This is a genomic window from Bdellovibrionales bacterium, assembly GCA_018266295.1.
GTDB lineage: Bacteria > Bdellovibrionota > Bdellovibrionia > Bdellovibrionales > Bdellovibrionaceae > JACMRP01.
In genome coordinates, this window is record JAFEAQ010000004.1 from 352398 (window position 1) to 378236 (window position 25839).

Sequence of the window (25839 nt, forward strand, 5' to 3'; positions counted from 1 at the left end):
AACGATAGTGACGAGGATTCAGAATAAAAAAGCCCGGGTTTATCACCCGGGCTTTTCGTTTTTTTTAATATAAACTTGAACCTTATGTCCAAGTGCCAGGAAAGATTTCCATTCCTGTTCTAGCTTTCGCCACTTCTCTTTGAGCCTCTGCCCATTGCTCTTCATCCAAAGACTCAGTGCTGAGTTTGCGCTCAGCTTCAGCCAATGCTTTTTTGAGGTCTTCGATTTGCAGATCAACAGGAACTGCAGCGTACTCAGCCAAGATGTTCACACCTTGTGGGCTTACTTGGCAGTAACCCCAGCTGATTGCCACTCTCTGCTCAGCTTGACCTTTGAGTTTGTATCTCAAAATGCCAGTCTCAAGCGTAGTGATCAAAGGAGCGTGACCAGGGAGAATATTTAGTTCTCCTTTAAAAGCCGGAACCGTTACCTCTTCAATTTCTTGATCGATAACGAGTCTTTTTTCCGGAGTCACGAGTGTTAATGTAAACATAAGTTATCCTTAAGCCTGAAGCTTCTTAGCTTTTTCAACAGCCTCTTCGATAGTACCAACCATGTAGAATGCCTGTTCAGGCAAGCTATCGTGTTTACCATCCAAGATTTCGCGGAAACCTTTAACAGTGTCTTTGATATCAACGTATTTACCAGAAAGACCCGTGAACTGCTCAGCAACGAAGAACGGCTGAGACAAGAAACGCTGGATCTTACGAGCGCGTGATACAACCAACTTATCGTCCTCAGACAACTCGTCCATACCAAGGATGGCGATGATATCTTGAAGTTCTTTATAACGTTGGAGGATCGCTTGAACGTCACGAGCTGTTTTATAGTGAGCTTCACCAACAACTTGTGGATCCAAGATACGAGAAGTTGAAGTCAACGGAGAAACCGCCGGGAAGATCGCCATAGCAGCGATATCACGGTCCAAGTTCGTCGTCGCATCCAAGTGAGTGAACGTCGTCGCTGGAGCTGGATCCGTGTAGTCATCGGCAGGTACGTAAACCGCTTGTACGGAAGTGATAGAACCAGATTTAGTTGATGTAATACGCTCTTGCATCGCGCCCATCTCAGTTGCCAATGTAGGTTGGTAACCCACGGCAGAAGGGATACGGCCCAACAACGCAGACACTTCGGCACCCGCTTGAGTGAAACGGAAGATGTTATCTACGAAGAAAAGAACGTCTTGTTTTTCTACGTCACGGAAGTATTCCGCAACTGTCAAACCAGTCAAAGCAACACGCGCACGTGCTCCAGGTGGTTCATTCATCTGACCGAAAACAAGCGCTGTCTTGTTGATAACGCCTGATTGTTTCATCTCAGCCCACAAGTCATTACCTTCACGAGTACGCTCACCAACGCCGGCGAATACAGAGTAACCACCGTGCTCAGTAGCGATGTTGCGGATCAATTCTTGGATCAATACGGTTTTACCTACACCGGCACCACCGAACAAACCGATCTTACCACCCTTAGCGTAAGGAGCGAGCAAGTCTACGACCTTGATACCAGTCATCAACATTTCAGCTGCAACGGCTTGGTCTTCGAATTTAGGAGCCGCTCTGTGGATTGGCCAGTTGTCTTTAGCTTTTACCGGGCCAGCTTCGTCTACCGGCTCGCCGATAACGTTGATGATACGACCCAAAACTTCAGGGCCTACTGGCGCCAAGATCATGTTACCAGTGCTCACAACTTTTTCACCACGAACAAGACCCTCTGTAGAGTCCATCGCGATAGTACGAACCACGCCATCACCAAGATGTTGCGCGATTTCAAGAGTCAAATTGCCTTCTTTATCAGAGATTGCTTTGTTTGTTGCACGGAGAGCAGTGTTGATGGGAGGAAGCTCGCCACCTTCGAACTCAACGTCGACAACCGGACCCATCACCTGTTTGATTTTACCGTTAGCCATTTTCATACGCTCCTAATTATTTCAGCGCTTCTGCGCCAGACACGATTTCTGTTAATTCTGTAGTAATTTTTTCTTGTCTCAATTTGTTGTATGTCAGCGTGTAAGAGTTGATCATCTCTTTCGCATTGTTTGTCGCATTCTCCATGGCAGTCATACGAGCACCATGTTCTGCGGCAACGCTTTCTGACATCACTCTGTATACTTGAAGATCGAAGTGCTTCACCAACAATTGTTCAATGATTTGTTGAGGAGCGGGTTCGAAGATCATGTCGACAGAGAAGCCCACTGCTGTTCCAGTCGTGTCGAAAGAAGTTTTTTCAACATCGATAGGTAGAAGGGTCTCACAAACAACCTGTTGAGAGATCGCTGATTTGAACTCATTGTAAACCAAACGAATCTCATCATAGTCACCAGAGAGATATTGCTTCATCAAGCGATCTGCCACGTGCGAAGCCAAGTCATATGAAATGTCCTTATCCAAGCGAGTGATAGAATCGATGGCTTTGTAGCCCTTCTTAGTGAAGTAATCATTCCCTTTACGACCGATGAAAAGGAAGTCGATCTTTTCGTAGCTTTTTACATTTTGCTTATAATAGTTCTCTGCGAATTTGTTGATGCTCGCATTGAAACCACCGCAAAGACCACGATCTGAAGTCAAAACAACCAAAAGAACTTTTTTAACTTCTGGTTTTTGTTCCATCAGAGGGTGAGAAACTTTGTTAGTGATAGCGATATCAGCAATTACTTTTCGCAAAGTAAGAGCGTAAGGACGCATATTTTGAATATTATTCTGCGCCTTACGTAATTTCGCAGCAGAGACGAGTTTCATCGCCTTTGTAATCTGCTGCGTATTTTTAGTGGACTCGATACGAGCCCTGATATCCTTTAAACTCGCCATTTCGGCACCCTATTACTTAGTAGAAGGTTGGAAAACAGCTTTGAACTCTTCAAGAGCCGCAACAAGCGTCTTCTTGATATCGTCAGCCATAGCTTTTTTCTCAGCGATGTTTTTAAGTACGTGAGAGTGTTTCTGTTTCAAGAACTCGATCATCTCTTTTTCGTATCTCTTAACATCAGCTTCTGGATATTGATCCACATAACCGTTACCGGCTGCGAAGATCATCGCGATTTGCTCTTCAACTTTAACTGGAGAGTATTGACCTTGTTTCAATACTTCCACCAAGCGACGACCACGAGCCAACTGTTGTTGAGTCGCTTTATCGAGGTCAGAAGCAAACGCGGCGAAAGCTTCCATCGCGCGGAACTGAGCAAGTTCAAGTTTCAAAGAACCGGCAACTTGTTTCATCGCTTTAATCTGAGCGGCACCACCCACGCGAGATACTGACTTACCGACAGAAATCGCTGGACGGATACCTTTATTGAACAAGTCCGTTTCCAAGAAGATCTGACCGTCAGTGATAGAGATCACGTTTGTTGGGATGTATGCAGAGATATCGCCCGCTTGAGTCTCGATGATTGGCAATGCAGTCAAAGAACCGCCGCCTTTATCCGCAGACAATTTCGCAGCACGCTCCAAAAGACGGCTGTGGAGATAGAATACGTCGCCTGGATACGCTTCACGTCCTGGAGGACGACGAAGGAGCAATGACAACTGACGGTAAGCTTGAGCTTGTTTCGTCAAATCATCATAGATGATCAAAGCATGGCGGCCAGTATCGCGGAAGTATTCCGCCATTGCTGTACCAGAGTACGCAGCCAAGAATTGCAATGGAGCTTGTTCAGAAGCACCTGCAGAAATAACTGTCGTGTACTCAAGAGCGCCAGCTGCGCGGAGTTTTTCAACAACGGCTGCTACTGTAGATTGTTTTTGACCGATAGCTACGTAGAAGCACTGAACGCCCAAACCTTTTTGGTTGATGATAGTGTCTACTGCGATCGCAGTTTTACCAGTTTGACGGTCACCGATGATCAACTCACGCTGACCACGACCGATTGGGATCAAGGCGTCGATTGCTTTGATCCCTGTTGCAAGAGATTCTTCAACTGGATGACGGTAAACGATACCAGGAGCTTTCAACTCAACCACGCGAGTGTGTGGAGTTGTGATCGGGCCTCTGCCGTCAATTGGAGTACCAAGAGCGTCAACTACGCGACCAAGAAGAGCTTCGCCCACTGGAACTTGTACGATTTTTTTAGTACGTTTAACAGTGTCGCCTTCTTTGATACCACGGTCTTCACCGAAGATAACCACACCCACGAAAGATTCTTCAAGATTCAGAACCATTCCGTAGATTTCGCCTGGGAACTCAACGAGCTCACCCGCCATTACGTTTTCAAGACCGTATACGCGCGCAACCCCGTCCCCTACTGAGAGAACGCTGCCGGTTTCGCTAACTTCGATTTTCTTATTATACTGATTGATCTGCTCTTTAAGAACGCGACTGATCTCGTCGGCACGGATTTGTGTTTCCATGGTTAGTTGGCTCTCCTGTTTAATTCTTCGTTCAATTTAATTAAATGTGTTTCGATGCTGTCATCAAATGTCCATCCGCCCACTTCAGCGACAACGCCGCCCAAGAGAGTTGGATCTTCTTTGTATGTCAGGATGATTTTCTTGTTCAAAATTTTGTTGATGCGAGACTCGAGGTCTTTTTTAGCTTCGTCAGACAAAGCTTTTGCAGACTTCACAGAACCACGAGTGATTCCTTGCTCAACATCCATTTGCTCTTGGTAAGCTGCCGCAATTTCTTCGAAGCCACCAATGCGATTTTTCTCAACCAGAAGAAGCAGCAGATTGAAAACCTCTTCCAGCAAGCCTTTGCCGCCGAATGTGTTTTGAATAACGGCTTTCTTTTGCTCTGGAGTAACGAGAGGGTTTTCAAAGTAAGCTTGGATCTGAGCATCTGCTTTAAATGCAGAAGCAACAGAAGCTACTTCTTTTTGTACGCGATCTGCTTGGCCTTTTTGTTTTGCTACGGCAATGAGGGCCTTAGCATAACGACGAGCGACTTCAGAAATCTTCATGGATTTACCGCCTGTACTTTATTAACAAATTCGCTTTGAAGTTTTTGGTGATCAGCAGAACCGATGTCTTTAGAAAGAACAGCTTTTGCCGCCTCCAAAGAGTCTTTCAAAAGCTGCTCGCGAAGATGCGTTTGAGCTTTTTGAATTTCAATTTTTGCAGTTTGCTCAGCTTCATTTTTAATACGAGCTGCCTGCTCTTGAGCTTCTTTAATCAGAGATTGCTTCATGTCGTTAGCTTCGGCTTTTGCGCGAGCAAGGCTGTCGTCTTGAGAAGCTTCCAATTGATCAAGCTTGTGCTTGATATCTACGAATTGCTTTTCAGCGGCTTCGCGAGCTGCTTGAGATTTTTGAGCAGCCGCCAAGTAACCAGATTTGCGCTCAGAGTAGAATTTTACAACAGTGCCTTTCAAGAAATAGAAAAGACCGCCGAACAAAATGGCGACATTGATTGCTTGATACAAAACAACTTTAGGAACTTCAACCGGGCCCTCAGCGTGGTGTTCGCCGCCAGAGGCAAAAGCTGCGCTTGTTCCAAGTACTAAAAGAAACGGAATCCACTTATTCATATTGTCTCTTACTTTCCCAAAAGCTTTTGAGTGATTACTACAGATACATTTGTAGTTTCAGCTCTTAACGCCGCAGTCGTAGCTTGAATTGATTGTGCGATTTTTTGATTGTTCGCCTCGAGCAATGCAGCAGCATCAGAACGAGCCTTACCAACAAGAGCATCGAACTCTTTCAAAGCATCTGTACGATGAGCATCGTAGATGTCTTTGATTTTCTTCGTCACTTCTTTAGCCTTCGTTTGGTATTCAGAGTGAAGCTCTGTTGATTTTTTTTGGAACTCTTGAGCCAAATCTTCGCCGCCCAAAGTGCGCTTTTCGCGCTCTTCAAGAGCTTTATAATATGGCGTAAAGAGATACAGATTTAAAAAGAAGAACGCACAAATAAAGATCCCGAACTGGATCAGTGCGGTGCCATTAATTCCTAATTGTTGGATAATTTCCATTTTATTGAAATCCCTACTGTTTTTTTGGAACCTCGGGATTAGCATTTTTGGAAATAAATGGTCAAGGCGAAACTAGCTTTAAATCAGCGTAAACAAAGGGCTTTGACTAAGACTTCGGCATGTACGAAGCACCCTCAAATACGACCCCTTCGTCGATTCGAAGACTTGGCGAGGTCACGGTGCCCTTAAAAACTGCGGGTGGGTGCATTATAACTCTGCGACGGGCAAAGAGATTTCCCTCTACGCGGCCAGAAATAATGATGGTATCGGCCTCAACTTGGGCTTGGATGTTGGCGGTGTTGTTAATTACCACCGTATCATTAGTAAAGATTTCACCGACGAACTCGCCGCCGATTTGGACGGTGCCCTCAAAACTGAGTTTTCCCTCAAAGCGGGTCCCGTAATCTAATATAGACGTTACGTGACCCGTGAGAAAATCATCATTGTTTGAAAGAGCTTTTAGTTCTGCCATCCTTGTTTCAACCTATCCACGATTTGAGTCAGCTCATCATCTGAATAGAAATGAACTGCGATTTTTCCCTTGGAATTAGCATAATCAATATTGACCTTGGTTCCTAGGATCTTTTGCAGTTCGTCGCAAAGGCCGGAAATGAGTCTCTGCGTCACATTTTGATCGATGGTCGACTCACGCTCTGGGGAGGAGCTTGGGTTTTGAGCGTCAGCCACCATTTTCTCTAACTTACGCACAGAAAGTTTATCGCTAATTACTTTCTTCGCGAACTCAATTTGCTTCTTTGGATCCGGCAAAGACAAAAGCACCTTTGCATGTCCGACAGAAAGCTCGCCATCAATAATAAGTTTTCGTGCCTCTGTAGGGAGGGACAACAAACGAACCGCATTCGCCACAGTTGCGCGATCGCGGCCCACTTTATCTGCCACTTGTTGTTGAGACATTTTGAACTCATTAATAAGACGGAAGTAACCTTCGGCCTCTTCAATCGGATTCAAATCTTCACGTTGAATATTTTCGATGATCGCGAGCTCTAAAGTCTCTTGGTCATCAAAGTTCTTAATTAAAACAGGAACTTCATGCAGCCCAGCAGACTGCGCAGCTCTCCAGCGGCGCTCACCGGCTACGATCTCAAGGCGACCACCGGCGATTTTACGTGCGATGATTGGCTGAAGAATGCCGTTCTCTTTAATAGATTGTGCGAGCTCTTGCAGAGATTCTTTTTCAAAGCTTTTGCGAGGCTGAAACTGACCTGAAGCCAGCTTATCAATGGCAACCTGCCAAACTTTTCCCTCAGTATTAATAGGAGCAGCTGCCGGCGCAGGAGCCGGGGTTGCAACCGTAGCAGTTGGTGCAGCGGCAGCCGGAGCCGGCTTAGCAGAAGCACCCGCAAAATTCTGAGCCGGCTTGTTTTGGATAACCTTTTGGGTATCCAAATTATCGGCCATCGTCTTGCTTGCCATACCTTCGGCTGCAGGACCTCCACCCAACAAAGATCCGAGGCCACGTCCTAGGCCCTTCTTTTTGTTAGAGTTTTCAGCATTCAAATCAGACATTTACAGTCTCCTGTTGCGGTCTTTGTTCGGTCGCTTTCGCTGCGGTTCTTTGCTCAACTTCTTTGGCAAGATCGTAGTACTTGGTCGCGCCGATTGATTTTTGGTCGTATTCAAAGATGGACTGACCATGGCTAGGCGCCTCGCTCAAACGAACATTTCTTGGAATGATCGCATTGAAAACTTTGTCGCCGAAATGGTTCTTAATTTCAGTCACAACTTGGTGGCTGAGATTATTTCTCGTATCAAACATCGTGAGAACGATGCCCTCTATATGTAATTGCGGATTAAGATTTTTCTTAATCAAACCTGCTGTATTCAAAAGTTGGCTCAAGCCTTCGAGCGCATAGTATTCACATTGAAGTGGAACCAAAAAACTGTCTGCAGCAGTGAGTGCATTCAGGGTCAAAAGACCCAAAGATGGTGGGCAATCAATAAGGACGTAGTCGTAAAGATCGCCAATGCTTGCGATAGCAGACTTTAGTCTGTATTCTCGCTGCGGCATGTCAACAAGCTCAATCTCTGCTCCTACCAAATCTGGATTCGCAGTGATTACTTGAAGGTTCTCATCTTTTGTTTTTTGAATAGTCTCTTGAATATCTCTTTCGCCGATCAAAACGTGATAGACGTTTGAATCCTGACTCTCGTATCTTTTGATACCCAAACCACTGGATGCATTCCCTTGCGGATCCATGTCGATGAGTAGGACTTTCTTACCTAGAGATGCCAAAGCAGAAGAGAGATTCACTGAAGTGGTAGTTTTGCCTACTCCACCCTTTTGATTAGCTATGCAAATTGTCTTAGCCATGCTCAATTCCTCCGTGATTTATCAAAAGTCCTGCATTTTTTTCACGATGGCAAGTTTTTCCTAATGTTTTACGCAAATATTCCGATGTTCCACGTAGAACATCGGGTGATTATGCGTATTTTCGTCCTACTACTCATCACAATCGGCCTTTTTGGCTGTAATAAGCCCAATCCGAATCCGGAATTGGCTGATGAGATCTATCAAGACCTCACTACCCAGGCTGGTGAAGTGAAGAAAGAGGCCGAATCTGAGAAAAAGAAGCTCGAGGGCTTTAAAAAGGATATTGAAAAGGCCGTCCCCCAGACAGGTGAAATTAAACACGCCCAAAAGCGCTATTTCGAGTCGGAATTAAGAGTTCAGAAGCTCGAGCAGCTCGCTAAATACTACGAGATAAAAGCGGCCGATAGAATGCACTACACGAAGACCGAATATCTTAAAGCCTTCAAAGCCGGCAAGCCTTGGCCTACAGAAGAGGAACTCGCGGCCTACAAGCAGTATAAACTCTCGGCCCGTGTAGATGGCGGCTGGGACTCCCGCAAGCGCGTAAAAGCCTATGAAAAAGACCGCGGCATCGCCTCTGACGGCGCAAAAGGCGGTGAAAAAGGTGAAAAAGGCGCAAAAAAACCCGAATCTGAGCCAAAAGGCGAATAATTCGGGCTAAAAATGTTCTACGTGGAACAAATCAGGCTAATTTATCTGTTTTAATCACTGAAAACTTAACTTCTCCGATCGGCAGGCGGTATTCCCCTACCAATCCTGGTGTCCAAAGAGAGCAAAGCTGAATCGGAATTTCAGAAACCTCCATACCCCACTGTTCGCCCTTAAGGTGGTACACAATACCGCCCTTTGGAACAATCTTACGAAGAAGAAGAATCACTTTTGAAATTGAGGCAAATCCGCGAGTCATAACATACTGAACGGTGCCTTCCTTTAAGGTATCTGGCTTAACATTTAAAACATCTGCATTCGGAATCTGAGCAACTGCAATGATGTGTTTTAAAAACTCACACTTGCGCTGATCTGGATCTACGACATGGACTTTTACTTTCGGGTTCAAAATCGCAAAAACAAGGCCCGGAAAGCCGTTCCCCATACTAAGGTCATAGATTTCAGTCATGCGTGAATTTGATTTTGCAATAACGCGTGAAGCCAAAATGCTATCAGCAAAATGAAGTGCATCGGCCATGGGAATTGTCTTTGGAGAAACCAAACTTAATGTCTTATTAAATTTAGTGAGCTCTTCGTTGTAGATTTTAAACTGCTTCTGGATCTCTGGACTCAAGTCTGGGAACCAGGTTTCCATACGCCAGTGACTAGTTGGTAATTCTTGATTCTCCGCCAAGAGCGACCTCTTTCAGCTTTTTGTGACCTTTAAGATAGATCATTATAGCTTGAATCGCTGATGGATTAACACCACTTATGCGTTGAGCTTGGCCTAAGGTACGTGGCTTAACTTGCGAAAGTTTTGTGACCTCTTCGTTCGAAAGCCCGCGAATTTCTTTGTAAGAAAGTTCTTCTGGGAGACGCAATTCTTCAAGACGTTTGGACTGCTCGATAAGTTCCATCTGTCTTTTTACGTAGCCCGAGTACTTCACTTCGATTTCGACCGGCTCAGACACATTCGGATCCAAATCCATCTCAAAACCAAAGTCTTGCAACGTAGAACAAGAAATCTCAGGACGACGTAATAACTCTTCGAAACTAACGGGTTTTAGTAAAACTGAAGTGCCCAAAGCCGTGAGCTTTTCCTGCGTTTCAGCCACCGGAAAGAGCCGTTCTGAGCGTAATTTCTCGATCATTGTCGAGCGGCGTTCTTTTAAATTTCTGAGTGACTGAATAGACTCAGGATTTACTAAACCAGCACCGATAGCGACCTCACCTAAGCGATCGATAGTATTATCTTCTCTTAGAACAAGACGATGTTCGGCTCTGGAAGTAAACATGCGATAAGGCTCGTTTGTTCCTTTGGTTACCAAGTCATCGATGAGGACCCCGATGTAAGCTTGGTCGCGGCCGAGAACAAATTCTTCTCGGCCCAAAACAGAGTGCGCGGCATTCACGCCGGCAATCAAACCTTGAGCACCGGCTTCTTCGTAACCAGAGGTTCCGTTGATTTGACCTGCTAAGAAAAGTTGGCGGATGGTTCGTGTTTCAAGGCGATGCCAGATTTGGGTCGGCTCGATGAAATCATACTCGACCGCATAACCTGGACGAACGATTTTTACGTTCTCTAACCCCGGAATGGTTTTCAAAAATTCGTACTGAACCTCTTCCGGCAAACTTGTCGAAATCCCTTGGAGATAAATCAGATCTGTATTCAGACCTTCGGGTTCTAAGAAGGTTTGGTGGCTGTCTTTGTCCGCGAAGCGTGTGACTTTATCTTCGATACTTGGGCAATACCTTGGTCCAGTGCCTTCAATGTTGCCACAGAACATAGGAGATTTATCGAGATTCGCACGAATGATTTCATGGGTCTTCTCAGAAGTGCGGGACAAGTAACAAGCCACTTGCGGAAGTTTGAACTGCCTTTCAGAGCGGAAACTAAATGGATAGAACTTTTCATCCCCGTACTGAGGCAAAGTCTTACTCCAATCGATGGAATCTTTATGAAGACGCGCGGGAGTGCCCGTTTTTAGGCGGCGAACTGTGAACCCGAAATCTGCGAGCTGATTTGAAAGACCGATAGAGGCTTTATCCCCTACTCGGCCACCAGGTGTCTGAGTCAGACCAATATGCATAACTCCGTTCATGAAAGTTCCGGCCGTAATCACCGTTGCTTTTGAGCGGATTTCAGAGCCATCTTGCAAAACCACGCCCACACACAGATCTTTTTCCAAAATCAGGCGTTTTACTTCACCTTGAAGCAAAGAAATATTTGGATGATTGCGAAGTTGCTCAGTCATGTACTGAGAGTAAAGCTGCTTATCAGACTGAACACGAGTGCCGCGAACCGCGGGACCCTTGCTGGCATTCAGGCGTTTAAATTGAATGCAAGTTTCATCGGCCGCCAGACCCATTTGACCGCCAAGCACATCAATCTCGCGAACCATATGGCCTTTTGCAAGACCACCGATCGAAGGATTGCAGCTCATGTAAGCGATGCGATCTAAATTTGTCGTAACTACAAGCGTGTTCAAGCCCAAGCGTGCAGATGCAAGACATGCTTCTACTCCGGCGTGGCCGGCACCGACTACAATGACATCATATTGGGACATACTCATAATTATTTTCCGAGACAAAACTCTTTAAACACACGATCCATTACTTGGTCGTCGAAGCGTTTACCGAGAGTTTCTTGGACAGCAATCAAAGCTTCTTTGAGTTCAATTGCTAAGAATTCAGAACCAAGACCCTCTTTCAGCAACTGCTGACAGCGAACGATGTTTGAAAGGGCCTTCGAAAGGTTCTCATAGTGACGAGCATTCGAAAGTAAGACGTAATCCTGAAGATCCGTCTGCGAGAAACGACCCGAAATCTCTTTCAAAATCAACGCTCTGGCATTTTGATCGAGAGCGCTGACAAAGAAAAGGTTTCTCTTGGCGAAATCCGCGTATTGGGTAAGTTTTTCAAACCCAGGCGTCTGAGTCGGCTCTTTCACGAGGTCCGCCTTATTGCCAATCACAAAGAGGTTTGTTTTGGCGAGCTGCTTTAAGAGCTCCTCATCCTCTGGCTGAATACCCGTAGTGAGATCAAAGACAAAAAGCACGACATCAGCCTCTGTATGGGCTTCCCGGCTCTTTTTAATGCCGATCTGCTCAACGATGTCAGATGTATGGTTGCGAATCCCCGCCGTGTCTAAAAACGTGAATTTAAGGCCATTAAACTGGGTGTCCCCGGAGATCACATCCCGGGTCGTCCCTGCCACGTCCGTGACAATGGCGCGCTCCTCTTCCAGGAAGAGGTTTAACAGGCTCGATTTACCCACATTCGGGCGGCCCGCCAAAGCAATGCGGACACCATCTTTGAGAATGCGCCCCGCTTTATAGGATTGAACTAGGGATTTAAGCCCCTCTTCAACATCCTGAAGGCGGTTTATAACGACATCGTTAGAAATGAGCTCAAGGCCCTCGGTCGAAAAATCAATGCCGGCTTCCATATGGGCCATCAGCCAAGTCACATCATTTTCAATGCCTTCGAGCTTCTGAGAAAGCTGACCTTTCAACTGTCTGAGAGCGAGCTTTTGGGCTTTATCACTTTGGCTTTCAATCAAGGCCAAGACGCTTTCTGCCTGAACTAGATCCACATTGCCGTTCATGAAAGAACGATAAGTGAACTCGCCTTTATCAGCACTGCGAGCTCCACCGGCGATGAGAAGATTTAAAATGTTCTGACAGATTTGCGGGTTTCCATGGCAAGAAATCTCGAGAGTTTCTTCTCCCGTAAATGATCTGCCTTTTTGAAAGTAAGTGACCAGCACTTCATCGATGTCTTCGTGAGCGTGAGAGTCATGAAGAGTGCCGAAATAAACTCGATGAGTTTCCACTTTAGAAGGTAAAAAACCCGCAATTTTGCGGGTGACTTCAAGGGCGTGGGGCCCGGATACGCGGATAACAGAGATCCCACCTACACCGTGAGGTGTGGACACCGCACAGATCGTTTGGGAGTCTCTGTCGCCACCGTACATAGACTGCTATTCTCCAGCAGTCTCTTGAGCTTGAGCGTTGTTATTAGCGCCCTTCGCTGGGTAGATTTTGATTTTCTTATAAAGGCCTTCGCCCAAAGAACGGCTTTTTACGCGTGGGTCTTGAGCCAAGTATTGGTGAACAACTTTGCGATCTTTCGGAGGAAGAGCGCGGTAGTACACAGACTTACCTTGCTCGATCGCGATTGTTTTCAAGTTTTCAGCGCGCTCAATAAGAGCTGCCGCAGATTCATCACGGTAGCCACCACAGTCTACTGTGATGTTTGTTTTATCTTCTGGGAAATTGTGCTGAACAACGCGTTTCAAGAACAATTGGAAAGCATCCAACATTTGTCCTTTTTTATCTTTCAAAAGCTCTTCATCAGAACCAGAGAATTCGATCGCCAAAACACCTTCCGTGTCTGACTCTTTCTCGTAGTTAATTTTGAATGAAAGATCGAATTGTCCTTTTTCAATAATACCAGTCAAGGTGTCGTGAACGAGGGTTTCTACTTCGCCACCAGAACTTTTGCTTTTGCCGCCAAACAGTTTACTAAAAAATCCGGCCATTATTTCCTCCTAGGCAGTCGCTTTTTTTGAGTCTCTTAAGAAAAAGAATTGTTGAGTAATACCGAAGATCGCACTGACCGTCATATAAAGGGTCAATCCGCTCGGAAGTTGAAGCATGAATAGAATGAAAACCAACGGCAAGAAAGCCATGATCTTCGCTTGTGCTGGATCCATCGTGGTTGGAGTCATCTTCTGTTGTAAGAACATGGTTCCACCCATCAAGATCGGTAATACATAGAACTTATCTGCAGAACTCAAATCATGGATCCATCCATAGAACGGAGAATGATAAAGCTCGATGCTAGAGCCGATAACGCGATAAAGAGCGAAGAACACAGGGATTTGAAGAAGCATTGGTAAGCAACCACCGATTGGATTTGCTTTATGTTCTTTCATCAACGCCATTGTTTCGCGGTTCAAAGCCATTGGGTCGTCTTTATATTTCTCACGCAAAGTCTGCAACAAAGGCTGAATCTCTTGCATCGCCTTCATTGATTTTGCAGACATCAAGGCAAATGGAAGAACGCAAAGACGCACGAGCAAAGTAAGACAAATAATCGCAAGACCCCAGTTACCAACAACTGTGTAGAATGCCTTCATAATGTAAAGCAAAGGGCGAGCGATGAAACCAAAGAAACCATGGTCAATAATGCTAGGTAATTCTGGGTCGATGGCTTTCAAAGTCTCGATAGATTTAGGGCCTGCATAAAGAATTTGTTCTAATGCAATTGTTTGGCTTGCTTGCGCTGGCTTATAGATTAACTCCGCATAAGCTGTTTTAGCAGCAACGTTTGAATGCAAAGCTGTCTCTGGAATGATTTCAGACTTATCAACGATCGCCGCTGAGAAATACTGAGTGCTTGCGGAGAGTAAAGAAACTTGTGGGAATGATTTCGCAACATTCTCTTTTGCAGAGCTGAAGTTCACAGTTTCAGATTTACCACCATTGTGTTTTACGAAGAAATCTTGGTGCTGATAAGAAGGCATTAAGAATGAAGTTGATTGAGGTACGGTTACTTTCTCAGGGATAACCAAAGTTACACCTTGAGCAATTTCAGCTGATGGTTTTTCAATCACAACTTTATTCGTGAAAGCCTGTTTCTCAACGTCGTACTTCAAAGTACGAGTCACAGTGGATTCACCCACCTGGGCGGTTCCCACGTACTGACCTGGAGCTTCTTCTTTAAGGTCGAAGTTCACGGGAGCTGCTTGCGCCGCGAGCTTTAATTCAAAGAGAGATTCAGTATCTGATTGGCCGACTTTAATAGGGTTTTTATCGTAATCGACATACTTATTAAGTACGACATTCTTCAAACCCATCCCGTGATTCGTGATTGTGAATGAAATATTGTCGTCTTTAAAGTCGAAGGATTTTTCAGCGACAACTTGGCCAGGTGTCGATTTAGTTTCGACCGTTTGACCTGGAGTTCCTACAGTGGTTTCACCTGTCGTAGGTGCTGCTGTAGTCGTCGTTTCAGTTGTTGCGGTTTTTTGAGCCGGCTTGTTGTAGTTCGGGTACTTTTTAGTGAGGTAAGTTTGCCAGCCAAACCATACGGCGCCAACAAGAACGAGAGCGAGAATGGTTTTAGGATCAAAGAACGAGCTTTTATTTTGCTCTTGCATGGGCATCTCCTGTGCAGCCACAAGTCGGAACCGGATCAAAACCAAAAGTTCCGCCAGGACGGCATTTCAAAATTCTTTTACTGATTAAATAAATCGCAGAGAAGAAGTTGTGAGTTTTGATGGCTTCAACAGCATATTCAGAGCAACTCGGAGTGAAACGGCAAGTTCCACCCATATGAGTTGTCCCAAGAGTCCTATAAGTTGCTACGAACAAAAGTAGCAAAGACTTAGGAAGACTTTGAAAGAATCTCAAGACCGGTGTCCATGGCTTTTTTGAACTCGTCATATTTGAGTCCTTTATAAAAGCCCTGGTCGATGGGTTTAAAGATAATGTTGATGGAGACGTCAATCGGCGATCCTGTCTGGTTCGACCTATCAACGAAGTCCCTAAAGTATTCCCGTGCCCAACGCTTCAATTTATTGCGCACAACTGCAGAGCCGACTTTACGGCTTGCAGTCACGCCAAAATGTAGCCCTTTTGGACCCTTTTTTGAGTAGTTCAAAAGGAGCCATTTCGTTGGCCAGGCTCTTTTTCCAGTCTTTTTAAGAGAGAGAAATTCGGAACTTCGTTTAATTACAACGGGTCGACTATTTTCCACCAGTTGAAACCGTTAAACGTTTTCTTCCTTTTGCACGACGGCGAGAGATAACATCTGTACCAGCTTTAGTAGCCATTCTAGCGCGGAAACCGTGTTTGTTTTTACGACGACGATTAGATGGTTGGTAAGTACGTTTCATTTTCAACTCCTGGTGAAACATTTTTGACGCTTTAGGACGTCCTGCCACTCTTTTAGGTGGACGCCGAATTAATCACAATGCAGCAATAAGGTCAACTGTTGAAAACTTCGACAGGCCCTGCTAAAGATTTTTGGCGCGTTCTGCTGCAATTCTGAACACGAGCTGAGGGGTCAGTTTGAGGGGTCATCCACGTGGATATTAATAATTCGTTTTGGGCACAAATTAAAACCAAGATGAAAAGCCGCAATCTGAATAACAAGTACCTTGAGACTTGGCTGGATCCTATTGAGTATCTATCCACTTCGGGTTCTTCAGAACGTCCTCGTATTGTTCTTGGTGTGCCAAACGCCCTTCATCAATATTACGTGACTCAGAATCTGCAAGATCAAATTTACACCGAAATTTCAGATAGTTACAAGAATCCGTTTGAAGTTGAATTCGTGATCACAGGGAACAAACCACCTCTTCCGCCGGAGAATCCTTTAGCTTTGGATGAAGCAATCACCGCGAACGAGCAGGCCCAGTTCCGTCCACAAGCTCCGGCGCCTACTCATCAAGCTGCCCAGGTGACTACTCAAAATAATAAGTCTGACTTTTTGAACACAGAATTGACCTTTTCTACTTTCGTTGTTGGAAAAAATTCAGAGTTCGCCCATGCCGCCTGCTTTAACGTGGCTCGGAACCCAGGGGCGGATGATTACAACCCTCTATATATATTCGGACCTGTGGGAATGGGTAAAACGCATCTATTAAATGCGGCCGGAAACTATATCCGTGAACAATTCCCGCATCTTAGAATTACCTATATCTCTGCAGAACGCTTTTTGAATGAGTGCGTGGCGGCCCTTCGCCACTATCAAATGGATAAGTTCCGCCAGAAATATCGTGAAAACTCCGACATCCTATTAGTCGACGACGTACAGTATATTGGACGTGGTGAGGCTGTTCAGGAGGAGTTTTTCCACACAATCAATAACTTCATCGACCGTAAAAAACAGGTTATTTTAGCCAGCGATCGCATGCCTAAGGATATCTTAGGCCTTGAAGACCGCAGCCGTACCCGTCTTGAACGCGGTTTGATCGCAGACATCACAATGCCGGATTTGGAAACGAGAATTGCAATTCTTCGTTATAAAGCCGAAAAATTTGGCGTGCGTATGCCTGAAGATGTGGTTAATCACATTGCCCGCATTTCTAAACGCTCGATTCGTGAACTTGAAGGCAACCTTAAAAAGGTAAAAATTTATTCTGAGCTTCAAGGGCTTAGTATCGACTACGACCTGGTTAAAAAGATCCTTTCACATCATGAAAGCCAGTCGACGATTTCTTTGGAAGAGATTCAAAAGCTCGTAGCGGATCATTTTAAAGTTAAAATCACGGATCTAAAATCTAGCACGCGCGCTAAACCTATCGTAGTGCCGCGCCAGATCGCGATGTATTTGATTAAAAAGTTTTTGGATAGATCACTCGTTGATATTGGTAAAGCTTTTGGTGGCAAAGATCACACAACTGTGATGAATGCCCTTGAAAGAGTCCAACATCTACAAGCAACTGACCAAGATATTATGAAAGATATCGAAGAGTTGGAGCAAAGGATCCACAATATCACAGGAGTGTGAATGTGGACTGTGGATAAGCCTGTGGAAAGATTTGAGGGTAAAAATGTGCATTCAACTTACCCACAAATTTGAAAAATCCTAGGGCGACCTGAAGAGGTTTTTATCCACTGAAAAAATTGAACGGATTTAATAACTTAAAGGGTATTTGGATTTATCCACAAGCCTACTACTACTACTAGTATTTATATTAATAGTAATAGATATATAAGGGATTCAAATAAGAGGGACTCATCATGAGATTGGAAATCGATAAAAGAGATTTACTAGGATTAATCGGTAAGACTCAGAACATTGTAGAAAAAAGAAATACAATGCCGATTCTCGTAAACATTCTTTTAGAAGCTGAAAATGATGCACTCAAGGTTTTTGCAACAGACCTTGAAGTGAGCCTCACAGACCAAACTAAAATTAAAGTGATTCAACCAGGTAAAGTTGCGGTCAGCGCGAAAAGCCTTTTTGATATCGCTAAGGAACTTTCTGAAGGAACGATCCAATTAATTAAGAAAGAAAACAACTGGCTTGAAATCAAGCAAGGTAAGTACACTTCTAAAATTGTTGGTATCAGCGCAGACGAATATCCGATCTTCCCTACTTACAATGCTCAATCATTCATTAAAGTTCAGGCAGAAGTTTTGAAAGATATGATCGATAAAACGATTTTCAGCGTGTCGACGGATGAAACTCGTTACCACTTGAATGGTGTTTATTTCGAAATCGTTGGTGGCACGGGTTTTAGAATGGTTGCAACTGACGGTCATAGAATGAGTATCGTGAATCGTACACAAAACGATTCTAAATCTGCAGCTTCTCCAGGTGTTATCATCCCTCGTAAAGGTCTCGGTGAGATCAAAAAATTGTTGGATGGTGTGGATGGCACTGTGGAAATCGCGATTGAAGGTTCTCAATTTATTTTGAAACACTCTTCAACGACTTTGATGATTCGTTTGATCGAAGGAAAGTATCCGAATTATCAACAGTTTATTCCACAGAAACTCACTCAGAGAGTGCAAATCAACCGTGAACATTTCCTCACTTCGTTGAAGCGTGTATCATTGTTGGCTAATCAAAAATCAAAAGCGGTTTTGTTGAACCTGACAAATGGTAAAATGGAAATCTCTTCTAACAACCCTGAATTGGGTGACGCTAAAGAAGAGATCGAAGTTGACTACTCAGGAAATGAAATGAAGATCGGCTTCAATGCGAAGTTCATCACAGATATTTTGACTAGCATGAATGACGATCGCGTCGATTTCGAATTGAATGATCAACTCTCTCCAGGACTTGTACGCCCTCATAACGACGCGACTTACACTTGCGTTCTTATGCCTATGAGAATTTGATGTTTTTTGAAAAGATCAGAATCCACAACTTTCGAAACTTCGTGGATTCTCAAGCAGAGTTTTCTCCGAGATTAAATGTCTTTCTCGGAGAAAACGGCCAAGGTAAAACAAATCTCCTCGAAGCCCTTTATCTCACTCTTCAAGGAGACACCTTTCGCTACGCTGACAATGTGAATCTCATCCGTAGCAATATTGATTTCTCGCTTCTACAAGCACTCGTTCGCGAAAAAGATCTGACCTACGAGCTTAAAACTCAAATCATGAAAAGCCGTAAGCATAGTTTTCTGAACGGAAAACGTGTGAGCTCTGCGGATCTTCGTAAAGAATTTTCGGCTGTGGTGTTTTCGCCAGAGAGTCTGGCTTCGATTAAAGAAGGTGCGGATTTTCGCCGCACTTTGATTGATGATTTGCTGATTAGTTTCAACAAACGAAACGCTGATTTGATCTCAGAATTTCGCAAAGCGCTAAAAACGCGTAACAGAATTTTGAAAAATTACGTCGAGAACCAAGAGGACAAAGCCAGCACATTGCGCTTAATCGAGAGTATAAACCCTTCTTTCCTACGTTTGGGTGCTCAGCTAGCCACCGCCCGGATTGCGGCTCTCCAGGGCCTTTTGAAGGAATTTAACAGTGCGATGCAATATATTTCCAACAATTCGACCGAAATTGGCGTTGAGTACATCATCTCAGGGCAAAATGCGCTTAGTTTTAGTGCACAAGATGTGTTTGATGCACTACAAAAACGCTGCGAAGAATTGCGTGATGCAGAGCTCTCTGGCGGAGTCAGTTTAGTCGGTCCGCACAAGCACGATATCGTGTTCCTATATGGGCAAAAAGACTCGCGTTTTTATTGTTCGCAGGGGCAGCAAAGAGCCATCATATTATCTTTCAAAATGGCTCAAATTGTGTATCATAGGAAGGCTCACGACGTTTACCCAATTTTGATGTTGGATGATGTCTTATCTGAACTCGATCAACAGAAGCGGGACTCACTGATTACGTTCTTACACGAGATCAATACCCAGATTTTTGTGACGACGACAGACTTCACTCTGCCGAAGAGTTTTTCTTTGGATGAAGTGACTGTTTTAAAAATTAACAACGGGCAAATTCTTCAGTGATTAAATTTTAACTGAATGGAAAGTTCGAAGGGATTAAGCGTGTCAGATCAAAATGTATCTACAGCTCCTGAACAAAAGAATTATGGTGCTGACCAAATTCAAGTTCTTGAAGGCTTGGAAGCTGTTCGTAAAAGACCAGGGATGTATATCGGTGATACTGGAGTTCGTGGTTATCACCATCTTGTGTATGAAGTTGTGGATAACTCCGTAGATGAGGCGCTTGCAGGATATTGCAAACACATTCAAGTCACTATCAACGCCGATGAATCTATCACTGTCGAAGATGATGGCCGTGGTATCCCAGTAGGTGCCCATAAAAACGGAAAATCAGCGCTTGAAATCGTTATGACTGTTCTCCATGCCGGCGGTAAATTCGACGGTGGTGGTTACAAAGTATCCGGCGGCCTTCATGGTGTAGGCGCTTCCGTAGTGAATGCCCTTTCTGCTCGTTGCCAAGTTGAAGTTCAGCGCGAAGGTTTTGTTTGGACTCAACGTTATGAAAAAGGGGTGATTCAAGCTCCAGTCGAAAAAGGCGAAACAACCACTAAAACAGGAACGAAAACGACCTTTAAACCAGACCGTGAAATCTTCAAAGATGAAACGATTACTTACGATTTCAACACATTAGCAAATCGTTTCCGTGAATTGGCTTTCTTGAATGGTGGCTTGCACATTTCTTTGAAAGATGAGCGCACCGGAAAGAAACAAGATTTCCAATATGCGAATGGTGTAGCTGAATTCGTTCAGTTCATGAATCAATCTAAAAAACCTCTTCACAATGAAGTCATTTACTTCCGCGGTGAAAAAGAGGGAGTTGAAGCTGAGATCTCATTGCAGTGGAATGACTCCTACTCAGAATCTATTTTCACTTATTGCAACAACATCAATACGCACGAAGGTGGAACTCACTTGATGGGTTTCCGTTCAGCTCTAACTCGTACAACAAATGCGTACGCTACTGAAAAGAACCTTTTGAAAGATTTGAAAGAGAATCTTGAGGGTGAAGATATTCGCGAAGGTTTGGCAGCGGTTATTTCTGTAAAAGTTCGTGAACCACAGTTTGAAGGTCAGACAAAAACCAAACTCGGTAACACCGAAGTAAAAGGTATTGTTGAATCTCTCGTAAATGAAAAACTTGCAGACTGGATGGATCGTAATCCATCAGTTGCAAAGAACATCATCATGAAATGCGTGGAATCAGCGCGCGCCCGCGAGGCCGCTCGTAAAGCTCGCGATCTGACTCGTCGTAAGACAGCTCTTGATGGCGGTTCTTTGCCGGGTAAAATGGCGGACTGCCAAGAACGTGATCCAGCGAAGTGTGAATTGTACCTGGTGGAGGGTGACTCCGCGGGTGGTTCTGCGAAGCAGGGCCGTGACCGCAAGACGCAAGCTGTTTTGCCTTTGAAAGGTAAAATCTTGAACGTTGAGAAGGCGCGCTTTGATAAAATGCTTTCTAACGAAGAGATCAAAATGATGATCTCAGCTCTTGGTACCGGGATCGGTAAAGAGAATGTGAACGTGGATAAAATCCGCTATCACAAAATCATCATCATGACAGATGCCGACGTCGACGGATCCCATATCCGTACGTTGCTTCTGACATTCTTCTATCGCCAAATGCCGGAAGTGCTTGAGCGTGGTTATATCTACATCGCTCAGCCGCCGTTGTATCGTGCGAAAAAAGGCCAATCTGAGAACTATTTGAAAGATGATTCAGCTTTAACTGAGTATCTTTTGAGCTCTGGGTTGAATAACTTCAAAATCAAAGGCAAAGAGAATACTTCTGAAGTGGACCTTCGTAAAATGATCATCAACATCCAAAAATTTAATGGTTTGTTGAGATCATCGTCAGCGAAATACGACAAAGACGTTTTATACTTCTTCCTCAGTAAAGTGGCTGATCTTGAGAAAACATTATCAGATGAAGGCAAGTTATCCGCAGCTTTGAAAGATCTCGAAGCTTGGATTCATGCCAATCCTGCTTCTGGTATCACAGAAGTTAAAACTGAAATCAAAAAAGATGAGGCTGGCAAACCTTATGCCGACATCTTCACCGTTCGCTATGCGGACCGCGTGACGACAAAGCTTGGTGCTTCAAACCTCACTGCGCCTGAAATCGTTGAGCTTCGTAATCTTTGGGGTCAAATCCAAGGCATTACGAAATTGCCATTCACTATCACGCAAAATGAATCGGAATTCTCGTTTGAAAACTACAACGACTTCCAAAATCACGTGATGGAATCGACGAAAAAAGGCGTTTACATCCAACGTTACAAGGGATTGGGAGAGATGAATCCAGAGCAGCTCTGGGAAACAACTCTGAATCCAGAACATCGTGCACTTTTGCGCGTGAGCATCGACGACGCTGTTGCTGCTGACGAGACTTTCAGTGTCTTGATGGGTGAACAAGTAGAACCACGTCGTCAATTTATTCACGACAATGCTCTTCTTGCTCGTAGCTTGGACGTTTAATTAATTTTTGAACTGGTGAAATGATGGACAATACTAATCAAGAAAAAGGCGTAACGGTCGTAGATATCAACAAGGAGATGCGTGATGCGTATCTTCAGTACTCGATGTCAGTGATCGTGGGCCGTGCCCTTCCAGACGTGCGTGACGGTTTGAAACCGGTTCATCGCCGTATTTTGTTTGCTCAGCACGAACTCAGCAATACACACGATAAACCATATAAAAAATCTGCCCGTGTAGTCGGTGACGTGATCGGTAAATACCACCCGCATGGTGATGCTGCCGTTTACGAAACGATGGTTCGTATGGCGCAGGACTTCTCTCTTCGCTACCCGTTGACGGATGGTCAAGGGAACTTCGGTTCGATCGATGGTGATAATGCGGCTGCTGCCCGTTACACCGAAGTTCGTATGACTCGTTTGGCGGAAGAACTTCTGAACGATATTGAAAAAGAAACGGTTCCATTTGGTCCGAACTACGATGACTCTTTGGAAATTCCATTAGTATTGCCGGCGAAGTACCCGAACCTTTTGGTGAACGGCTCTTCTGGTATCGCGGTTGGTATGGCGACAAATATTCCGCCACACAATTTGGGCGAAGTGATCGATGGTTGTATCCATGTGATCAACAATCCTGATTGCTCGATCGACGATGTGATGATGCACGTAAAAGGTCCGGACTTCCCGTCTTCTGGTGTAATCGCTGGTCGTGAAGGAATCATGCAGGCCTACAAAAAGGGCCGTGGCGTTATTACTTTAAAAGCGGTTGCTGAAATCGTTCAAGGTAAAGACCGCGAAGAAATCATCGTTAGCGAAATTCCTTACCAAGTGAATAAAGCAAAGCTCATTGAAAGCATCGCGGACCTTGTTCGTGATAAGCAAATCGAAGGTATCTCTGATATCCGCGATGAGTCTTCTCGTGAAGGTATGCGCATTGTGATCGTGCTTAAGCGCGGTGAAAACGCAACTGTGATCTTGAATCGCTTGTACAAGTACACGCAAATGCAAATCAGCTTCGGTATCATTATGCTGGCGTTGGATGCGAAAAACCAACCAGTGACTTTCAATTTGAAAAACATGTTGGAAGCTTTCGTTGATCACCGCCGCGACGTTGTTACTAAACGTTGTATCTTTGAATTGAAGAAAGCCCAAGAACGCGCACACATCTTGGAAGGTTTGAAAAAAGCCCTTGATCACATCGATGAAGTGATCGCGACAATCAAAGCCTCTAAAGAAGCCAATGCGGCTCGCGAAGCCTTGATGGCGAAGTTTGAATTCAGCGAGCGCCAAGCAGTTGCGATTCTTGAAATGCGTTTGCAGCGTTTGACAGGTTTAGAGAGAGATAAAATCCTCAACGAACTTGCTGAATTGATGAAACAAATCGACTGGTTGAAAATGGTTCTTTCTGACGTTCGCGAGATCTATAAAATCATCGTGGCCGAACTTGAAGACATCAAAAAGCGTTACGCGGACGCTCGTCGTACCCAAATCACCGGCGATTTGACAGATATCGAAGACGAAGACCTGATTGCTGATGAATCGATGGTTGTGACAATCACAAACACTGGTTACATCAAGCGTATTCCGACTGAGGAATACCGTCTGCAAAAACGTGGCGGTAAAGGTCTTAAAGGTATCGAAACGAAAGAAGAAGATTACGTTACTAGCATCTTTACTGCGAGTACGAAGACAATGCTCTTGGTATTCACAGATAAAGGTAAAGTCTACTGGTGTAAAGTTCATAGACTCCCGCTTGGCAACCGTACCTCAAAAGGAAAAGCGATTGCGAACGTGGTTCAATTGGCATCTGGAGAGAAAGTTCGTTCTATCCTCCCGATCGATCAATTCGAAGAGAACAAGTACATCGTTATGTTGACTGAAAAAGGGATTATCAAGAAGACCTCTTTGGATTCCTTCTCAAATCCTCGTACAGCTGGCTTGATTGCTCTGACGACAGATTTGGATGATGCGATCATCGATTGCAAAATCTCAGACGGCACTAGCGACATCTTCATTGCGACTAAAGACGGTATGTCGATTCGTTTCAACGAAAGCGACGTTCGCGGTATGGGTCGTACGGCTCGTGGCGTGAAAGGTATTACTTTGGCGAAAGACGATATCGTTATCGGTATGGAAGTCTTTGAAAAAGGCAGCAAAGATACTATTTTAATGGTGACTCAATCTGGTTACGGTAAACGTTCTGAGCTTGAAGAGTACAGAATCCAAAGCCGTGGCGGTGTGGGTATCATCACTCAGAAAACCACTGACAAAGTCGGTATGGTTGTCGGAACGCGCAAAGTAAAAGCGACTCAAGAAGTGATCTTGTCGACTGATAAAGGTCAAAACATCCGTATGAAGGTTTCTGATATTTCTGTCCTCGGCAGAAATACTCAAGGTGTTCGTTTGATCAACCTCGGCGAAAAAGAGGAAATGGTCACGAGCCTTGCGGTCGTAGACGACGAAGAAGTTGCGGGTGAGGAAGTTCACTAAAATGCTTAAGCAGGTGCTGATCGTAGGTCTCACTCTCGGTCTCAGCGCCTGCTCGCCTCCAGAGGCGAAAGATTATAAACAGGCCCAGGAAGAAATCGCCCAGGGTCACCACCACATTGCTCTCTCAAGTCTTGATCGAGTGTTAAAACGGGCTCCTGACAGCGAATACGCTGTGAAAGCAGCCCGCGATGGTGCTCGAATAGCCTCTCTTGAAATTAAAGATTATAAAAAAGCCGTCGATTATTATCAGTTTTTGGTTTTGCACTCGCCGGATCCTGAAGAGCGTTTGAATTCTCAGAAGCAACTTGCTTCTATCTACTTTGACCAACTTCAGAACTACGACAAAGCTATTCTAGAGTTGAATAAACTTGTTCGCAGCACAGAGTCTGACATTGAGGTGGCTCGATATAAGCTCGATATTGCTCGCGCAAACTATTACCAGAATAACTTTTTTCAGGCTCATAGCGAGCTCGACGACTTGCTGAAATTGAACATCGATGATGAAGAAAGATTCTCTGCCTGGGTGCTAAAAAGTAACATCCACATTGCTCTAAAAGAGTATCCGAAGGCGATTGAGATTCTTAAAAAGATCACCACGACTTATCCGCAAAAGTCTTTGCTGGAAAACGTGTATCAGACACTTGCCGTCTGTTATGAAGAAAGTGATAACTTTGCTGAAGCCATTAAAACTTTGGAATCAGTAAAGGACAAATATCCGCAGCCTGAATATATAGAGATCCGGATCAAACGCCTAAAAGACAGGCAGAAAAACCGCCCAGGCGCACGGGGGCTTCGAAAGTAATGAAAAAGTACCTAATTTTTGCTTCGATCGGTTTTGAGCTCGTCGGAATTATGGTCGCTTCGATTTATTTAGGTCAGACAATTGATAAAACCTATCAAACAAAGGGTTTGGCATTAATTGCATTGATGTTCATTGGGCTCGCCAGCTGGCTGACCCATGTGATACTCCTTCTTCGCCGTTTTCAAAAAGACGAACCCGAAGATAAAGAATAA

General features: G+C 44.5%; 26 protein-coding genes. 8 read left to right on the plus strand and 18 right to left on the minus strand.

Features of this window, described 5'->3' with window-relative positions; translation table 11 throughout:
- Positions 1 to 82 precede the first annotated feature (82 nt).
- From atpC to JSU04_02105, 10 genes are all read right to left on the minus strand, one after another.
- Complete coding sequence (gene atpC, locus JSU04_02060; GenBank protein ID MBS1969059.1) at positions 83 to 493, minus strand: ATP synthase F1 subunit epsilon; 411 nt, start codon at positions 491 to 493, stop codon at positions 83 to 85.
- Between the two features lie 9 nt (positions 494 to 502).
- Positions 503 to 1909 carry a F0F1 ATP synthase subunit beta gene (gene atpD / locus JSU04_02065; protein ID MBS1969060.1) on the minus strand — a complete coding sequence of 469 codons (1407 nt, stop codon included), beginning with the start codon at positions 1907 to 1909 and terminating at the stop codon, positions 503 to 505.
- Positions 1910 to 1925: 16 nt separating this feature from the next.
- Positions 1926 to 2807 carry an ATP synthase F1 subunit gamma gene (atpG, locus tag JSU04_02070; GenBank protein MBS1969061.1) on the minus strand — a complete coding sequence of 294 codons (882 nt, stop codon included), beginning with the start codon at positions 2805 to 2807 and terminating at the stop codon, positions 1926 to 1928.
- A gap of 12 nt (positions 2808 to 2819) precedes the next feature.
- Positions 2820 to 4343 (minus strand): F0F1 ATP synthase subunit alpha, encoded by a 1524-nt coding sequence (locus JSU04_02075; GenBank protein ID MBS1969062.1) that lies wholly within the window; start codon positions 4341 to 4343, stop codon positions 2820 to 2822.
- A 2-nt stretch (positions 4344 to 4345) separates the two neighbouring features.
- Positions 4346 to 4894: an ATP synthase F1 subunit delta gene (gene atpH / locus JSU04_02080; GenBank protein ID MBS1969063.1), complete on the minus strand. Its 549-nt coding sequence runs from the start codon at positions 4892 to 4894 to the stop codon at positions 4346 to 4348.
- A complete protein-coding gene (locus JSU04_02085) occupies positions 4891 to 5460 on the minus strand; it encodes an ATP synthase F0 subunit B (protein MBS1969064.1) in 570 nt (189 codons plus the stop codon). Before JSU04_02085 ends, atpH begins: the two co-directional genes overlap by 4 nt.
- Before the next feature lie 8 nt (positions 5461 to 5468).
- Entirely contained in the window at positions 5469 to 5903 is a 435-nt protein-coding gene (locus tag JSU04_02090) for an ATP synthase F0 subunit B (GenBank protein MBS1969065.1), read from the minus strand.
- Positions 5904 to 6009: 106 nt separating this feature from the next.
- Positions 6010 to 6375 (minus strand): polymer-forming cytoskeletal protein, encoded by a 366-nt coding sequence (locus JSU04_02095; protein MBS1969066.1) that lies wholly within the window; start codon positions 6373 to 6375, stop codon positions 6010 to 6012.
- Entirely contained in the window at positions 6363 to 7430 is a 1068-nt protein-coding gene (locus JSU04_02100; protein ID MBS1969067.1) for a ParB/RepB/Spo0J family partition protein, read from the minus strand. The genes JSU04_02095 and JSU04_02100 overlap by 13 nt, the downstream gene beginning before the upstream one ends.
- Positions 7423 to 8235: a ParA family protein gene (locus tag JSU04_02105; GenBank protein ID MBS1969068.1), complete on the minus strand. Its 813-nt coding sequence runs from the start codon at positions 8233 to 8235 to the stop codon at positions 7423 to 7425. The genes JSU04_02100 and JSU04_02105 overlap by 8 nt, the downstream gene beginning before the upstream one ends.
- 63 nt (positions 8236 to 8298) lie before the next feature.
- Between JSU04_02105 and JSU04_02110 the strand changes: the two genes are divergently transcribed.
- A complete protein-coding gene (locus JSU04_02110) occupies positions 8299 to 8886 on the plus strand; it encodes a hypothetical protein (protein ID MBS1969069.1) in 588 nt (195 codons plus the stop codon).
- A gap of 31 nt (positions 8887 to 8917) precedes the next feature.
- On the opposite strand, the gene JSU04_02115 is transcribed toward JSU04_02110, so the two are convergent.
- The 8 genes from JSU04_02115 to rpmH are packed head-to-tail and all read right to left on the minus strand — an operon-like array spanning position 8918 to position 15787.
- Positions 8918 to 9577 (minus strand): class I SAM-dependent methyltransferase, encoded by a 660-nt coding sequence (locus JSU04_02115; protein MBS1969070.1) that lies wholly within the window; start codon positions 9575 to 9577, stop codon positions 8918 to 8920.
- On the minus strand, positions 9549 to 11456 hold the full coding sequence (mnmG, locus tag JSU04_02120) for a tRNA uridine-5-carboxymethylaminomethyl(34) synthesis enzyme MnmG (GenBank protein ID MBS1969071.1): 1908 nt from the start codon (positions 11454 to 11456) through the stop codon (positions 9549 to 9551). The genes JSU04_02115 and mnmG overlap by 29 nt, the downstream gene beginning before the upstream one ends.
- Positions 11457 to 11458: 2 nt before the next feature.
- A complete protein-coding gene (gene mnmE / locus JSU04_02125; protein MBS1969072.1) occupies positions 11459 to 12859 on the minus strand; it encodes a tRNA uridine-5-carboxymethylaminomethyl(34) synthesis GTPase MnmE in 1401 nt (466 codons plus the stop codon).
- A 6-nt stretch (positions 12860 to 12865) separates the two neighbouring features.
- Positions 12866 to 13426, minus strand: a complete 561-nt coding sequence (locus JSU04_02130) for a hypothetical protein (GenBank protein MBS1969073.1) — start codon at positions 13424 to 13426, stop codon at positions 12866 to 12868.
- A gap of 9 nt (positions 13427 to 13435) precedes the next feature.
- Positions 13436 to 15049 carry a membrane protein insertase YidC gene (gene yidC, locus JSU04_02135; GenBank protein ID MBS1969074.1) on the minus strand — a complete coding sequence of 538 codons (1614 nt, stop codon included), beginning with the start codon at positions 15047 to 15049 and terminating at the stop codon, positions 13436 to 13438.
- Positions 15033 to 15335 carry a membrane protein insertion efficiency factor YidD gene (yidD, locus tag JSU04_02140; protein ID MBS1969075.1) on the minus strand — a complete coding sequence of 101 codons (303 nt, stop codon included), beginning with the start codon at positions 15333 to 15335 and terminating at the stop codon, positions 15033 to 15035. Before yidD ends, yidC begins: the two co-directional genes overlap by 17 nt.
- Positions 15277 to 15648 (minus strand): ribonuclease P protein component, encoded by a 372-nt coding sequence (locus tag JSU04_02145; protein MBS1969076.1) that lies wholly within the window; start codon positions 15646 to 15648, stop codon positions 15277 to 15279. The genes yidD and JSU04_02145 overlap by 59 nt, the downstream gene beginning before the upstream one ends.
- Positions 15638 to 15787, minus strand: a complete 150-nt coding sequence (gene rpmH, locus JSU04_02150) for a 50S ribosomal protein L34 (GenBank protein MBS1969077.1) — start codon at positions 15785 to 15787, stop codon at positions 15638 to 15640. Before rpmH ends, JSU04_02145 begins: the two co-directional genes overlap by 11 nt.
- 191 nt (positions 15788 to 15978) lie before the next feature.
- Between rpmH and dnaA the strand changes: the two genes are divergently transcribed.
- The 7 genes from dnaA to JSU04_02185 all read left to right on the plus strand — a co-directional run bounded on the left by dnaA (position 15979) and on the right by JSU04_02185 (position 25839).
- Entirely contained in the window at positions 15979 to 17406 is a 1428-nt protein-coding gene (dnaA, locus tag JSU04_02155) for a chromosomal replication initiator protein DnaA (GenBank protein ID MBS1969078.1), read from the plus strand.
- A 233-nt stretch (positions 17407 to 17639) separates the two neighbouring features.
- Positions 17640 to 18746 carry a DNA polymerase III subunit beta gene (gene dnaN, locus JSU04_02160; GenBank protein ID MBS1969079.1) on the plus strand — a complete coding sequence of 369 codons (1107 nt, stop codon included), beginning with the start codon at positions 17640 to 17642 and terminating at the stop codon, positions 18744 to 18746.
- Positions 18746 to 19867, plus strand: a complete 1122-nt coding sequence (gene recF, locus JSU04_02165; GenBank protein MBS1969080.1) for a DNA replication and repair protein RecF — start codon at positions 18746 to 18748, stop codon at positions 19865 to 19867. Before dnaN ends, recF begins: the two co-directional genes overlap by 1 nt.
- A 15-nt stretch (positions 19868 to 19882) precedes the next feature.
- The gene (gene gyrB / locus JSU04_02170) at positions 19883 to 22339 is read left to right on the plus strand and encodes a DNA topoisomerase (ATP-hydrolyzing) subunit B (GenBank protein MBS1969081.1); all 2457 of its coding nucleotides are present in this window, start codon (positions 19883 to 19885) and stop codon (positions 22337 to 22339) included.
- A gap of 23 nt (positions 22340 to 22362) precedes the next feature.
- On the plus strand, positions 22363 to 24825 hold the full coding sequence (gene gyrA / locus JSU04_02175) for a DNA gyrase subunit A (GenBank protein ID MBS1969082.1): 2463 nt from the start codon (positions 22363 to 22365) through the stop codon (positions 24823 to 24825).
- A gap of 1 nt (position 24826) precedes the next feature.
- Positions 24827 to 25627 carry a tetratricopeptide repeat protein gene (locus tag JSU04_02180; protein MBS1969083.1) on the plus strand — a complete coding sequence of 267 codons (801 nt, stop codon included), beginning with the start codon at positions 24827 to 24829 and terminating at the stop codon, positions 25625 to 25627.
- A complete protein-coding gene (locus tag JSU04_02185; GenBank protein MBS1969084.1) occupies positions 25627 to 25839 on the plus strand; it encodes an AtpZ/AtpI family protein in 213 nt (70 codons plus the stop codon). The genes JSU04_02180 and JSU04_02185 overlap by 1 nt, the downstream gene beginning before the upstream one ends.

Excerpts from the sequence above, each read along its gene's own strand:
- JSU04_02100 (MBS1969067.1), bottom strand. The coding sequence starts at position 7,430 with ATGTCTGATTTGAATGCTGAAAACTCTAACAAAAAGAAGGGCCTAGGA.
- JSU04_02105 (MBS1969068.1), bottom strand. The coding sequence starts at position 8,235 with ATGGCTAAGACAATTTGCATAGCTAATCAAAAGGGTGGAGTAGGCAAA.
- recF (MBS1969080.1), top strand. The coding sequence starts at position 18,746 with ATGTTTTTTGAAAAGATCAGAATCCACAACTTTCGAAACTTCGTGGAT.
- yidD (MBS1969075.1), bottom strand. The coding sequence starts at position 15,335 with ATGACGAGTTCAAAAAAGCCATGGACACCGGTCTTGAGATTCTTTCAA.
- atpG (MBS1969061.1), bottom strand. The coding sequence starts at position 2,807 with ATGGCGAGTTTAAAGGATATCAGGGCTCGTATCGAGTCCACTAAAAAT.
- JSU04_02110 (MBS1969069.1), top strand. The coding sequence starts at position 8,299 with ATGTTTTACGCAAATATTCCGATGTTCCACGTAGAACATCGGGTGATT.
- atpD (MBS1969060.1), bottom strand. The coding sequence starts at position 1,909 with ATGGCTAACGGTAAAATCAAACAGGTGATGGGTCCGGTTGTCGACGTT.
- JSU04_02130 (MBS1969073.1), bottom strand. The coding sequence starts at position 13,426 with ATGGCCGGATTTTTTAGTAAACTGTTTGGCGGCAAAAGCAAAAGTTCT.
- atpC (MBS1969059.1), bottom strand. The coding sequence starts at position 493 with ATGTTTACATTAACACTCGTGACTCCGGAAAAAAGACTCGTTATCGAT.
- JSU04_02085 (MBS1969064.1), bottom strand. The coding sequence starts at position 5,460 with ATGAATAAGTGGATTCCGTTTCTTTTAGTACTTGGAACAAGCGCAGCT.
- mnmG (MBS1969071.1), bottom strand. The coding sequence starts at position 11,456 with ATGAGTATGTCCCAATATGATGTCATTGTAGTCGGTGCCGGCCACGCC.
- JSU04_02185 (MBS1969084.1), top strand. The coding sequence starts at position 25,627 with ATGAAAAAGTACCTAATTTTTGCTTCGATCGGTTTTGAGCTCGTCGGA.
- mnmE (MBS1969072.1), bottom strand. The coding sequence starts at position 12,859 with ATGTACGGTGGCGACAGAGACTCCCAAACGATCTGTGCGGTGTCCACA.
- JSU04_02095 (MBS1969066.1), bottom strand. The coding sequence starts at position 6,375 with ATGGCAGAACTAAAAGCTCTTTCAAACAATGATGATTTTCTCACGGGT.
- yidC (MBS1969074.1), bottom strand. The coding sequence starts at position 15,049 with ATGCAAGAGCAAAATAAAAGCTCGTTCTTTGATCCTAAAACCATTCTC.
- rpmH (MBS1969077.1), bottom strand. The coding sequence starts at position 15,787 with ATGAAACGTACTTACCAACCATCTAATCGTCGTCGTAAAAACAAACAC.
- gyrA (MBS1969082.1), top strand. The coding sequence starts at position 22,363 with ATGGACAATACTAATCAAGAAAAAGGCGTAACGGTCGTAGATATCAAC.
- JSU04_02180 (MBS1969083.1), top strand. The coding sequence starts at position 24,827 with ATGCTTAAGCAGGTGCTGATCGTAGGTCTCACTCTCGGTCTCAGCGCC.
- JSU04_02075 (MBS1969062.1), bottom strand. The coding sequence starts at position 4,343 with ATGGAAACACAAATCCGTGCCGACGAGATCAGTCGCGTTCTTAAAGAG.
- gyrB (MBS1969081.1), top strand. The coding sequence starts at position 19,883 with ATGGAAAGTTCGAAGGGATTAAGCGTGTCAGATCAAAATGTATCTACA.
- dnaN (MBS1969079.1), top strand. The coding sequence starts at position 17,640 with ATGAGATTGGAAATCGATAAAAGAGATTTACTAGGATTAATCGGTAAG.
- JSU04_02090 (MBS1969065.1), bottom strand. The coding sequence starts at position 5,903 with ATGGAAATTATCCAACAATTAGGAATTAATGGCACCGCACTGATCCAG.
- atpH (MBS1969063.1), bottom strand. The coding sequence starts at position 4,894 with ATGAAGATTTCTGAAGTCGCTCGTCGTTATGCTAAGGCCCTCATTGCC.